This is a genomic window from Vreelandella aquamarina (assembly GCF_020075495.1).
Taxonomy (GTDB): domain Bacteria; phylum Pseudomonadota; class Gammaproteobacteria; order Pseudomonadales; family Halomonadaceae; genus Vreelandella; species Vreelandella aquamarina_A.
This window is the reverse complement of the sequence record NZ_JABYQT010000002.1, coordinates 19609-32396: the sequence shown is the minus strand read 5'-3', so window position 1 is coordinate 32396 and position 12788 is coordinate 19609. Positions and strand designations below refer to the sequence as shown.

10 protein-coding genes are annotated in these 12788 nt (G+C 54.1%); 1 reads left to right on the top strand and 9 read right to left on the bottom strand.

Features of this window, described 5'->3' with window-relative positions; translation table 11 throughout:
• Nucleotides 1-14 precede the first annotated feature (14 nt).
• From pgi to HW452_RS02850, 8 genes are all read right to left on the bottom strand, one after another.
• Nucleotides 15-1688, bottom strand: a complete 1674-nt coding sequence (gene pgi, locus HW452_RS02885) for a glucose-6-phosphate isomerase (protein WP_224104603.1) — start codon at nucleotides 1686-1688, stop codon at nucleotides 15-17.
• 397 nt (nucleotides 1689-2085) lie between these two features.
• Complete coding sequence (gene pgm / locus HW452_RS02880; protein WP_224104602.1) at nucleotides 2086-3735, bottom strand: phosphoglucomutase (alpha-D-glucose-1,6-bisphosphate-dependent); 1650 nt, start codon at nucleotides 3733-3735, stop codon at nucleotides 2086-2088.
• 41 nt (nucleotides 3736-3776) lie between these two features.
• Nucleotides 3777-4268: an NUDIX hydrolase gene (locus HW452_RS02875; protein ID WP_224104601.1), complete on the bottom strand. Its 492-nt coding sequence runs from the start codon at nucleotides 4266-4268 to the stop codon at nucleotides 3777-3779.
• The gene (locus HW452_RS02870) at nucleotides 4265-5194 is read right to left on the bottom strand and encodes a hypothetical protein (RefSeq protein ID WP_224104600.1); all 930 of its coding nucleotides are present in this window, start codon (nucleotides 5192-5194) and stop codon (nucleotides 4265-4267) included. The genes HW452_RS02875 and HW452_RS02870 overlap by 4 nt, the downstream gene beginning before the upstream one ends.
• Nucleotides 5195-5360: 166 nt before the next feature.
• Nucleotides 5361-6131, bottom strand: coding sequence for a 3'(2'),5'-bisphosphate nucleotidase CysQ (cysQ, locus tag HW452_RS02865; RefSeq protein WP_224104599.1), 771 nt, complete (start codon nucleotides 6129-6131; stop codon nucleotides 5361-5363).
• Nucleotides 6132-6234: 103 nt separating this feature from the next.
• A complete protein-coding gene (gene cysN, locus HW452_RS02860) occupies nucleotides 6235-8139 on the bottom strand; it encodes a sulfate adenylyltransferase subunit CysN (protein WP_224104598.1) in 1905 nt (634 codons plus the stop codon).
• Nucleotides 8139-9041 (bottom strand): sulfate adenylyltransferase subunit CysD, encoded by a 903-nt coding sequence (gene cysD / locus HW452_RS02855; RefSeq protein WP_224104597.1) that lies wholly within the window; start codon nucleotides 9039-9041, stop codon nucleotides 8139-8141. Before cysD ends, cysN begins: the two co-directional genes overlap by 1 nt.
• Before the next feature lie 86 nt (nucleotides 9042-9127).
• On the bottom strand, nucleotides 9128-9895 hold the full coding sequence (locus HW452_RS02850) for a helix-turn-helix domain-containing protein (RefSeq protein WP_224104596.1): 768 nt from the start codon (nucleotides 9893-9895) through the stop codon (nucleotides 9128-9130).
• Nucleotides 9896-10034: 139 nt separating this feature from the next.
• Here HW452_RS02850 and HW452_RS02845 point away from each other — a divergent pair, with 139 nt between their 5' ends.
• Nucleotides 10035-11762, top strand: coding sequence for an SLC13 family permease (locus HW452_RS02845; protein ID WP_224104595.1), 1728 nt, complete (start codon nucleotides 10035-10037; stop codon nucleotides 11760-11762).
• A gap of 24 nt (nucleotides 11763-11786) precedes the next feature.
• Here HW452_RS02845 and galE read toward each other — a convergent pair whose 3' ends face one another.
• On the bottom strand, nucleotides 11787-12782 hold the full coding sequence (gene galE / locus HW452_RS02840; protein ID WP_224104594.1) for a UDP-glucose 4-epimerase GalE: 996 nt from the start codon (nucleotides 12780-12782) through the stop codon (nucleotides 11787-11789).
• Nucleotides 12783-12788: the final 6 nt, after the last annotated feature.

Genomic DNA, 12788 nt, shown 5'->3' with positions numbered 1-12788 from the left:
CTTATCGGGTTACGTTACTGGCGCCACTCGTTGATTTTACTCAGCAGCTGCTCTGTACTCGGGTCTTTCACGTTTTCGTGGGCTGTCGCTTCACCAGCAAGCAGCTCATAAAGGCTGGTCGCCAGCTTCTTGCCAAGCTCGACCCCTGGCTGATCGAAGGGGTTAATGTTCCAAAGCACCGACTGCACGAATACCTTGTGCTCGTAGAGCGCCAGCAGCGCCCCGATGCTCCAGGCACTCAACTCCTTGAGCAATAATAGCGAATTGGGGTGATTTCCTCGATACCCCTGCGCCATATGGCCCCTGAGCGCCGGCGGAATGGCATCATCGCCCAGGGCGAAAAGCTGAGACTGTGCCAGGCAGTTGGCAAGCGTCAGCTGCTCCTGAGCGGCGAGCGTTTCGCCGATTTCCTCGGGAGCATCAACCTCACGGCTGGCGACTGCCACGAAATCCGCGCTGACGGTATGACCGCCTTGATGCAGCAGTTGATAAAACGCATGCTGGGCGTTGGGGCCGACATCGCCCCAGATGATCGGGCAGGTAGCGTGCGACACCGAGCGACCATCCAGCCCCACGCTCTTGCCGTTGGACTCCATCTCCAGCTGCTGTAGATAAGCCGAAAGGCTTTTCAGACGGCCATCGTAAGGCAGCACGGCGTGGGTCGGGATGTTCAGGAACTGGCAGTTCCAGGCGCCTACCAGCGCCATCAACGCGGGCAGGTTATCCTCAAGTGGCGCGTCGACAAAGTGCTTGTCCATGGCGTGGGCGCCGGCCAACAACTCGTCGAACGCCTCCATGCCCAGCTGCATGGCCACGCTGACGCCGATGGGCGACCAGATCGAGAAACGCCCGCCGACCCACTCCTTGAACACCAGTTGATGAACATCCGGAATGCCGAACTCGGTCATCTTTTCGGGCTTGGACGACACTCCCACCAGCTGGTAGCGGCAAACGGTGGGGATATCCACTTCCAGCGCATCGCTCAGCCAGGCCAGCGCCGTGCGCACGTTGAACTGGGTATCCGCCGTGGTGAAGGATTTGGAAGCCAGTACCAAAAGCGTGGTGGCCGGGTTCAGGCGCTCCATCAACGGCAGGAGCTGGGCGCCATCCATGGTAGAGACGTAGTGAACGCCCACCTTGGCATGGCTTGGTCGATCCGCCAGGGCCTCGCTGATCAGTTTTGGCCCCAAATCAGAGCCGCCAACGCCAATATGCACCACATCAGTGATTGTGCGACCGGTGGCGCCGAACCACTGCCCTTCGTGCACGCGTGAAACCATACTCCTCAGGCGTGCTCGCTGCTGCTGGCAAAATAGCGCGGCAGTTTCCATGCCCTGCGGCGGCATTGTGCCCTTGGGCCAGCGCGCCGCCATGTGCAGCGCCTCGCGCCCTTCCGACGTATTGACCTTTTCGCCGGCAAACAGCGCCGCCCGCCTGGACTCCACACCGCAGCTGCGCGCCCAGTCGGTCAATAATTTAAGCGTATGGGGTGTCACCCGCTGCTTGCTGAAATCCACATGCAGCGCGCCAAACGTAAATGCCAGGCTGCTGGCCCGCTGCCGAGAAGAGGCTGAATCGCTGGTGAGCAGGTCGCTCAACGGCTGGGCCTGAAGCTGTTCTGCATGGGCCTGCAGCTCGCTTACAGGGGTATAGGCACGCGCGGTACGTGATAGGGCATATATATTCATGACATCTTCCTTGAACGTAGAACCGGTTGGCACATCCATTCAGATCAAAGCAATCTTTAAGCCAACTTCATGATTCACTCAATCGGTAGTTTACCATATGCCGAATTTGCGGAGTTTGCATAGTGCATCAATGTTAAAGATTGCCCCTCACATGGTGATTAAATCAGAGCAATCACTTTAACCCCGGCAGCGCTCACCGCGCTGCTCCCGCGGGTGCGCCTGGCGGCTTACCACGCGCTACGGTTTGCGATGCAGCATGCATTGGCTACAGCCCGTAGCGCGTGGTAACGAATCTTGCGAGGTACGAGCAAATGAGGCACCCGCGGGTGGCGCCTGCCAAGGCGCCCCGGCCCTGGTACCGCACCCTGCTGTTTGCGCCAACTCCCCCGCCCCGGTGTCAGCTTTTCAATACATCCGCCAGCAAGGCGGTGGCACTGTCGATCAACTCGTCGAGGTGCTCGGGGCCTTTGAAGCTTTCGGCATACACCTTGTAGAGCGATTCCGTACCGCTGGGCCGCGCGGCGAACCAGCCGTTCTCGGTGGTGACCTTGATACCGCCAATGCTGGCGCCGTTACCCGGCGCGGCTACCAATACGGCAGTGATCGCATCGCCTGCCAAGGTTTCAGCGGTCACGCTCTGGCTGTGCAGCTTCTTGAAGGCGGCTTTTTCTTCCGGGGTGCAGGCGGTATCCACACGTTTGTAGAAGGGTTCGCCAAAGCGCTCGGTCAGGGTGCGGTAGTACTCGCTGGGCGTCTTGCCGGTAACGGCCAGAATTTCCGCGGCCAGCAGGCAAAGCGCAATGCCGTCCTTGTCGGTGGACCACGGCTTGCCATCCAGCGTCAACAGGCTCGCGCCCGCGCTCTCTTCGCCGCCAAAAGCCAGCCAGCCTTCGTGCAGGCCATCCACAAACCACTTGAAGCCGACCGGAACCTCATAAAGCTCACGCTGGTGCGAAGCCACCACGCGATCGATCATCGAGGAAGACACCAGCGTCTTGCCGATCTTGAGCGATGTTGACCACTCCGGGCGATGGGTAATCAAATAATCGATGCACACGGCCAGAAAATGGTTGGGATTCATCAAGCCATTGGCATCCACGATGCCATGGCGGTCGGCATCCGGATCGTTGCCAAAGGCCACATCGAAGCGGTCTTTTATATTGAGCAGGTTCGCCATGGCCGCGGAGCTCGAGCAATCCATGCGAATCTTGCCATCGTGATCCGGCGGCATGAAGGCAAAGCCCATATCTACCTGGGTGTTGACCACGTCGAGGTTCAAGCCGTAATGACTGGCCACCCCCTGCCACACCGGCAAGGCCGTCCCCCCCATGGGGTCCGCCCCTAGCGTCAGGTTGGCCTTCTGGATGGCGGCGATATCCACCACCTTGCCAAGCTGGGCCACGTAGTGCGCGGTGAAGTCGTACTCCTGGGCGTGGGCCTTGGCTTGTTCCAGCGAGACCAGCGGCACATCCTGCAGCTGGCGCAGCAGGTAGGTATTGGCGCGCTGTTCGATCCAGGTGGTGGCCTCGGTATCCGCCGGGCCGCCGTGATGGGGGTTATACTTGATACCGCCATCTTCCGGCGGGTTGTGCGAAGGCGTAATGATCAAGCCATCGGCCAGTGCCGCATCAGCCAGCGGCTGCCCTTCAGAGTGGTTGTGCTGCAGAATCGCGTGGCTGACCAGCGGTGTAGCAGTGTAGCCTTCATCCTTTTCCACCAGCACCGGCACCTTGTTGGCGGCCAGCACCTGCAGCGCGCACTCCCAGGCAGGGCGGGAAAGTGCGTGGGTATCGAACCCCAGAAACAGCGGCCCCTGGTAGCCTGCTTGCTGCCGGTAATCCACAACCGCCTGGGTAATGGCGTAGATGTGAGCGGCGTTGAACGTACGCTCGGTGGCGCGACCGCGGTGGCCGGAGGTGCCGAAGGCAACCCGTTCCCTGGGAACGCTGGCATCTGGTTTTTCGTCAACAAATGCCGCTACGATAGACTCCATGTGCTTCTCCTTTGACTGCTGCGATATATCCGTTCGCGAGCGCAATACTCCCATCACAAGCAGTTAGATAAATAGCCAGATATCCTAACATACCTTTATTTCAGCGCTGCCCAGTAATAAGTTAAAGCAGCCAACGTAAAGCTATCCTCGAGTTTGCCTCGAGCAAGCTGTAAAGGCATCAGTTCCATGGGAATTTCGATGACCCCTCTGGCCTCCTCGTCTCGCTTGGTTGGCACGGTATCGGCTGGTAACCGGGCAATGTAAATATCGATACAGGAGGTAAGAATAGCCGTATTGGGGCGCATTTTACCCAATAGCTCCAATTGGGATGGCTCGGCCACCAGGCCCGTTTCTTCTTCGAGCTCACGGAGCGCGCACTCAAGTGACGTTTCAGAGGCTTCACCATAACCCCGCGGAATTTCCCACGTAACGGCTCCTGCCTGTGCAGGACGACCCATTTCGAGCAACCAGAAAGTATCGCCCACCAGGGGTAAGACAGCGGCACCAGCATGCGCACCCGGTTCGTCGACAAAAAAGAAGCTACCTTCCCGCTGCACCCTGAACCAGGGGTTTTCATACTCAGTCACGATTTCAGCTCCACACCCATTACTCGGGTAAGCTTGGGATACAGGCCAAACCAGTTGCGCCGCTCGCACCAGGAAATACCATGCTTCTTCGCCTTGTCTTCGGCGTACTCCAGGGCCTTGTCTGCCACTACCTTGATAATTTCTTCGCTACCCAAGGTGGAAATCAAGTTAAACAGCTCATAACCCGCTTTCAGGGTGCGTATTTCTTCACGGCGGCTGGTAATGGAAACACCCGTTTGCAAAAGCCAGTTCGGCAACCTGGAAAGCCCTACCATACGGTCCATGACAAAAGCTTCGCCCGTATCGACGAATAGTGCGTTATAACTGGCATCCACTACCTCAAGCCGAAAACGATCACACTGCTCGGTAGGGAGTTCCAGTTCGCCCAACGCCCGGTACCATTCCGAACGCGACCCAAGAGGCAAACCACCCTGCTCCACCAGCGCCAGTACCTGCTGATGAGCCATACGTTGATGCTCGGGTTCAGCGGATTCTGCAGGTACAGCCAGGCGAGAGCGAATTTGCTCCGTTAATGCACCGGGGCGCTTGGGCAAGGAGACGATGTCCGGCTCGTAGCTGCGAAGAACGGTATCGGCCTTTTCGAGGTGGCGCTGTATCCGAGACCGTTGCTCACCGGTAAGGTGGGATTTATGTACACCCCCCAACTGAGAGATTACATAGCTATCGCCCAGGTGATCAAAGTAATCGACCAGCGACAACCCCTCTTCCAGATTGAAGCCTCGAATCATCAGCTTGCTTTCGCCGTGCTTATCGCTTTTGAACCACCGCTGCACCGCAGGCGAGGCCAGCATCGACATAATGGCTGGATTATCCAACAGCAAATTTGGCGAAAGCACGACGCCATCGGCAAAGAGAACCCCGGCCATGAAGCGTGCGCTGACTTCCTGTTCATTCAATTGGCGCACTGAATCGCAGTTGGCCAGGAATAGTTTTTCTTTGAGTAACAAAGATCACCTTTTAATTTTTTTTAACTGCATCTAATTATAGATTTTTAGACGTGATAAATATCTAAAAAATTTACATCAAAAAATCAATAATATAATAAAAAATATCTAGACTGCTAACATATAATTATTTGAAACCCCATACTAAAAAAAAGGGATTAAGCTTTTCGTGAGGGTTAGAGTAATTTAATGGAGTTCCGTTCAATGTTTCTATGCGACCACCCGCTTCAAGCAACACAGCGTGGGCAGCACCAGTATCCCATAAACAAGTGGGGCCTAGGCGAGGATAAACATCGGCCCTACCTTCTGCTACTAAACATAACTTTAGTGAACTTCCCATAGATAGCATCTCATGCTTACCCAGTTTTTCTAACCATACTGCCAATTCGGGGCTTGGGTGAGAGCGGCTACCCACGACTCGCCACGCTGCTCCACTAGTAGGTTTGCCAGCCACCCTAATAGCATGACGCTGGCCGTCTTTATCAATCCTGAACGCGCCAACACCTTCAGCCGCCACATAAGCAGTCCCCAACGCAGGAGCAGTGACCACACCAAGGACTGGCTTACCGTTTTCGATCAGCGCAATATTCACGGTGAATTCACCATTACGCTTGATGAATTCTTTGGTTCCATCCAACGGGTCGACCAGCCAATAACGACCTTCGTCATCTACGCCCGTAAAGCCTTCCATGTCTTCTTCGGAAAGAATGGGCAATTGCACTGGCAGCGCCTTCAAACCTCGCACGATGATGTGATGAGCCGCTTGATCGGCTTCGGTCAACGGGCTTTTGTCCTCCTTCTCTTCGATGCTGAAATCTTGAGCATAAATGTTCATGATGGCATCACCCGCCTTGTGAGCAATACGCTCCACCGCATCCAGCAGCGCTTGATTGATCATCTTACTCACCCTTTCAAACCGTTATAAAAAAACCGCCAACAACAGAAGAGTTAGGTCGTTGGCGGTATGACTAAATAAATTATTTCCTGACAACCATGACTACTTAGCTGATTAGACCGCGTTCACGCAGCGCATCAATCACCGCATCGGCGGCTTCTTCTGCGTTCATCTCGGCCGTCTTAAGGTGGACATCCGGTGCTTGAGGCGCTTCATAAGCGGAATCGATGCCCGTAAAGTTTTTCAACTCACCTCGGCGCGCCTTTTTGTAGAGGCCCTTTGGATCTCGCGCTTCCACCACGTCCAACGGCGCATCAACATAGATCTCGATGAACTCACCTTCTTCCAAAAGGTCGCGAGCCAATTGACGTTCGCTGCGGAAAGGGGAGATGAAAGCCGACATGACGATTAAGCCTGCATCGACCATCAGCTTGGCGGTCTCCGCCACGCGGCGCACGTTCTCCACACGGTCGGCATCGGTAAAGCCCAGGTCACGGTTCAAACCATGACGAACGTTATCACCATCCAGCAGGTAAGTGTGCTGACCACTACCAAACAGCTTTTTCTCGACCAAGTTGGCAATGGTCGATTTACCCGCGCCAGAGAGCCCCGTGAACCATAGCACCGCAGGCTTTTGACCTTTGGCTAGAGCGCGTGCTTGTTTGTCGATGTCCACATGCTGCATATGAATATTCTGACTACGGCGCAGCGCAAAGTGCAGCATTCCAGCACCCACCGTATTGTTCGTCATACGGTCGATGAGGATGAAGCCGCCAGTATCCTGATTATCTTTATATGCATCGAACGCGACGGCACGGCTCAAGCTGATCGTGCACACGCCGATACCATTCAAGTCCAGTTGCTTACCTGCCGTATGCTCCAGCGTATTGACGTTTACCTGATACTTGATATCGGTCACGGTGGCGGTCACCGTTTGCGTACCCAGTTTCATCAAGTAAGGACGGCCCGGCAGCAGCGGCGCGTCATGCATCCACACCAGCGTGGTTTCGAACTGGTCGGCAGTGTGTGCAGGCTGATCGATGCCAGAAATGATATCGCCACGGGAGATATCGATCTCATCGTCAAGCAGCAGCGTGATAGACTGTCCAGCAACCGCCTCATCCAAATCGCCATCGAACGTATAGATGCGCGATACCGTGCTGGTTTTACCCGAGGGCTGGACGCGAATTTGATCACCAGGGCGAACGACGCCGCTGGCGATCATGCCGGTAAAACCCCGGAAATCGAGATTCGGGCGGTTGACCCACTGTACGGGCATTCGGAACGGTGAACGCTGCAAGCGCTCGTCGTCCACCTCGACGGTTTCCAGGTAGCCCATCAGTGTGGTGCCGTGATACCAAGGCATCTTCGCGCTGTGCTCAATGACGTTATCACCCTTCAATGCCGACATCGGAATGAAGGTGATGTTTTCTAGCCCTAACTGCTTGGCGAACCCGCGGTACTCATCGACAATTTGGTCGTAACGCGCTTTGGAGTAATCCACCAAGTCCATCTTATTGATGGCGACGATGATGTGGCGCATTCCCATCAACGACATCAAAAAGCTATGGCGGCGGGTTTGGGTCAGAATACCATGGCGCGCATCCACCATCAGAATTGCCGCATCGGCAGTGGAAGCCCCTGTCACCATGTTACGGGTATACTGCTCGTGCCCTGGGGTGTCTGCTACGATGAACTTGCGTTTTTCAGTAGAGAAGAAGCGGTATGCTACATCGATGGTAATGCCCTGCTCACGCTCGGCGGCCAAGCCATCGACCAACAGCGCAAAATCCATATCGCCGCCTTGAGTTCCGTACTTCTTGGAATCGGCTTCAATGGCGGCAAGCTGATCTTCGAATAGTAGCTTGGATTCGAACAGCAAACGACCAATCAGCGTACTTTTACCGTCGTCCACGCTTCCGCAGGTAATAAAGCGCAGCAAGCCTTTATGCTCGTGGGACTTCAGGTAGCCCTCAATATCTTCTGCAATCAAACCGGATGAGTGCGACATTAGAAGTATCCCTCTTGCTTCTTCTTCTCCATGGAGGCCGAACTGTCATGGTCAATCACACGGCCCTGGCGCTCGGATGTTTTGGTCAACAGCATTTCTTGAATGATCGCGGGCAGCGTGTCGGCTTCAGACTCGACAGCGCCGGTCAGCGGGTAGCAGCCCAAGGTACGGAAACGCACCTTGCGCATCATGGGTACTTCACCCGGCTCCAACGGCATACGGTCATCATCGACCATGATCAGCGCGCCATCACGTTCCACCACTGGGCGCTCGGCAGCGTAGTAAAGCGGTACGATGGGAATATTTTGCAGGTGGATGTATTGCCAAATGTCAAGCTCAGTCCAGTTCGACAGCGGAAACACCCGAATGGACTCTTTGGGATGCTTACGAGTGTTATAAAGTTTCCAAAGCTCAGGACGCTGGTTTTTTGGGTCCCAACGATGCTGCGCGGTGCGGAAAGAAAATACACGCTCTTTAGCACGCGACTTCTCTTCATCGCGCCGTGCGCCGCCAAATGCCGCATCGAAGCCGTACTTGTCCAACGCTTGCTTCAGGCCTTCGGTTTTCATCACATCCGTATGAATGGCCGAGCCATGAGTAAAGGGATTGATGTCTTTCTCCACCCCTTCCGGATTGATATGTACGATCAAATCCATTCCAATATCTTCTGCCATCTTGTCACGGAAATCGTACATCGCCTGGAATTTCCAGCGCGTATCCACATGCAGCAGCGGAAAAGGCGGCGGAGAAGGAGCAAAGGCCTTACGCGCCAGATGCAGCATCACCGCTGAATCTTTACCGACGGAGTAGAGCATCACCGGATTTTCGGTCTCGGCGACCACTTCACGCATGATCTGGATGCTCTCCGCTTCCAGCCGCTGTAAATGGGTGAGTGACGTCATCATCTTTCCCAACGTTGTGTGAAAAAACCGTTTTCAAGAAGCCTTTAACGGCGCTGCCTTAAAAACCTATCGATACAAAGCAAGCCCTAGCGGTGCTCCAGGCCTAAATCCGCGGGCACCGCTACAACCGTAAGACTCGTCTGGCTAGCCAACCACTCCGCAAGTTCCTGGTTAGCCGAAAACATTGCGCCATGAAACACGACAACAGCTGGCTGAGTAAGCCTACTCAGCATCGTCTGGTAATCACAGGCAGTGGGCGGATGCTCAAAACAGCGCATGTAGAGTTTTCCGCGCACTCCATGCAAATAAATCTGATAAAGCGCACGATGAGCGTGAGCGACACGCCGCACACCTCCTTGCCAACGCTGCTCAGCGTTTTGGCAACGCAAAAATGCCGGCGCCACCGCTTTATCGAACCACCGCCCTGCGAGAGTGCGTTTTTTAGCTAATGCAGCCAACGCCCAAGGATAGTGCTTCAACTCCTCAGTTTCCCACCAGTGTTCGATAGCACGCTGGGTCAAACGAAGTCCTAAACGCTCATTTGCTAAATCAGCCAGCGCAGCGCTGCTCCACCCTGGCATTCTCCTAGGCGCTGGAGCATACAGCCCATCCCACAGCAAGGCTTGTGCTGCAGCGCTCAACGTATTGCCTTGTCCTTTAGAGCGGCCGCGCGGCTTCACGGGTACGGCTGCCCACCCGCCTTCACGGAAAGCTTTCCAAGCCGCCGATACCGTAGGTGCAGAAAGCCCCGTTTGTTGGCTCGCCACCGCGACTGTATGGCCATCCAAACGTAGCCTAACGGCTTTTTTACGACGCTCGCTCAATACCTCAGGCGACAAATGTTTAGTGCTCAAAAATTTACTCAAACCTATGTTTTAAATAAAAAAAACAAACAACAAATAACACTCTTTGAGGTAATTATTAGACACCATCATAAAAGCCTGCGTAAAATCCAGCAAGCGTGGAAGGCTTCTTGATTGATAAGGACTCCTCATGACCCCTTGGGCCGTACTGTTATCTATTACGTTATTATTAGTTCTTTTGATTAGCGGCAAGGTAAAGCCTGCCATTGCATTCGTAGCATTGGCAGGCGTTTACCTGTTGGCAGGGTTCATCGACACGAGCACCCTACTGGTGCAGTACACTAACCCAGCACTAGCCACCTTACTGCTGCTGTTGCTGGTATCGCTCGCGCTGGAGCGTTCGCCGCTATTGGACTGGCTGTCTCAGCACCTGTTGAAGGGCCACCCAAAATTGGCAACCGCACGGCTGATGTGTAGCACCGCCTTGCTATCCGCATTTTTGAACAACACTGCAGTGGTGGCTGCTTTTTTGGGGGCCATCACACGCCAACAAAGGATTGCCCCTTCCAGGCTATTGATTCCACTTTCTTACGCTTCGATCCTCGGCGGCATTACCACGCTAGTAGGCACCTCAACCAATCTCGTCGTGAACTCTTTTCATTTGAATGCCAGCGGCAGCGAACTGGGCATGTTTCAGTTTAGCTTGGTGGGAATCCCTGTCGCCTTGGTGACCCTGACCGTACTGCTATGGCGAGCCAATGCGCTTCCCCATCACCGCTCGGAAGATACTGAAGAGAAGCTTTCCTATTTTCTTGCTGCCGATGTAGAAACCGAATCACCCATGGTTGGAAAAAGCATCGAAGAAAACGGTTTACGTAGTCTGGACGGCCTGTACCTGCTGGAAATAGAGCGAAAAGGTCGATTGATAAGCCCAGTCGCACCAGATGAACAGCTACAGGCTGATGACACGCTGGTGTTCACCGGCGAAGTGAGCAAAGTACAGGCACTGCAGCGCTTTCCCGGTCTCAACCTGTTTGGGCACCAAGCCGACAACCTGCTCGCCACCAATCTGGTCGAGGTGGTGATCTCGCATGAGTCGGAGTTAGCGGGTAAAACACTGCAAGACGTCGATTTTCGCAGCATGTTCAGCGCAGGTGTAGTGGGTATTCGGCGAGGTGATAAGCGTTTAGAGGGGCAACTAGGCAAAATTTTTCTGAGGGTGGGTGACTGCTTGCTATTAGCGGTAAGCGCGGATTTTCGTCAGCACCGCAACCTGGACCGCAACTTCCACCTATTAAGCGGCAGTTTTACACGCCCACAGCTCAACCGCAATGAGAGCCTGGTCACTTTGGGCGGCTTTGCTGGGGTAATTGGCTTAGCAGCAGCCAACTGGCTGCCGCTTTTCCACGGCTTACTGATGCTGCTAGGAGCGCTGCTGCTGCTGAAAGTGATCAGCATGGCTGAACTTCGCAGACGATTCCCTTTCGAGCTGTGGTTAATCATTGGCTCTGCTCTGGCCATTGCGCAAGCATTAGAAAATTCCGGTGCCGCTGCGCTATTGGCTCATGGCATGGAGGCCGTGTTCAGCGGCTATGGCATGTATGCAGCCTTTATCGGCTGCTACTTATTGACGTTAGTCCTCACGGAAACGGTCACCAACAACGCCGCTGCCGCTTTGGCCTTTCCCATTGCCTGGAGTACTGCACAAGCATTTGGTGCCGATCCACTACCATTCGTCATGGCAGTCGCTTATGGTGCCAGTGCCTGCTTTTTCATTCCGTTTGGCTACCAAACTCATTTAATGGTCTACTCGCCCGGCCGTTACCGCATCACTGACTTTTTAAGAATTGGCTTACCTGTCAGCGTGGTCTATTCAGCGGCGGTATTAATCATCACGCCGCTGGTATTTCCTTTTTAAATAATGACAAAGCACAATTTAATTTTAGTCAATACGCGACAACTTCTTTTCCCACGCCCAGGCATGACGGATTATAATGGACAGGTCTGCATATTTTGGCTGCCAACCCAGCTCAAGTTTGGCCAATGCCGCGTCTGCTACCAATCGTGCAGGGTCTCCAGCGCGCCGTTCGCCCTCTTCTACCTTCAAGCTGTAGCCATCCTCTGCTACCACTTGTTGGACAGCATCAATAACCTGCTGCACCGAATAACCTAAACCGTTGCCAAGGTTAAAGCCCAAAGCGCCGGTCTGATATCCATTTACAAGCGCTTGTAAAGCCAAAGCATGCGCCGAACAGAGATCTTCGATATGGATGTAATCGCGAATACAGGTGCCGTCTTCAGTTGCATAATCTCGACCATACACAGTAATTGACTTGCGACGTCCAGATGCCGCTTGCAAAATTAAGGGAATCAGGTGCGTTTCGGGGTCATGGCACTCCCCAATCTCCCCTTCTGGGTCAGCACCGCAGGCATTGAAATAGCGTAAGCACACTGAATTAAGGCCGTAAGCGCTGGCGTAATCCTTTAATATACGCTCAACCATCAACTTACCGGCGCCATATGGGTTAATCGGCTGCTGGGGGTGCGCCTCATCAATAGGTATGTACTCCGGCTCACCAAATGTCGCTGCAGTAGAAGAAAAAATGAAATGGTAAACGTTATGACGAACCATAACGTCCAGCAGGTTTAACGTATTGGCAACGTTATTACGATAGTATTTGCCCGGCTTATTGACGGATTCACCCACCAAACTACATGCTGCAAAATGCATGACACCTTCGAAGCAGTGTGAGGCAAATAGATCTTCCAGGAGTGGTGTATCAGACAGATCCCCAACGACCAGCTCGCCATAACGCGCCAACTCGCGAAAGCCGGTGCTTAAGTTATCCAGTACAATAACCTCATGTCCTTGGCGGTTAAGCTGCTTCACCATATGTGAGCCAATATATCCGGCCCCACCTACTACTAGTAATTTCATATCATA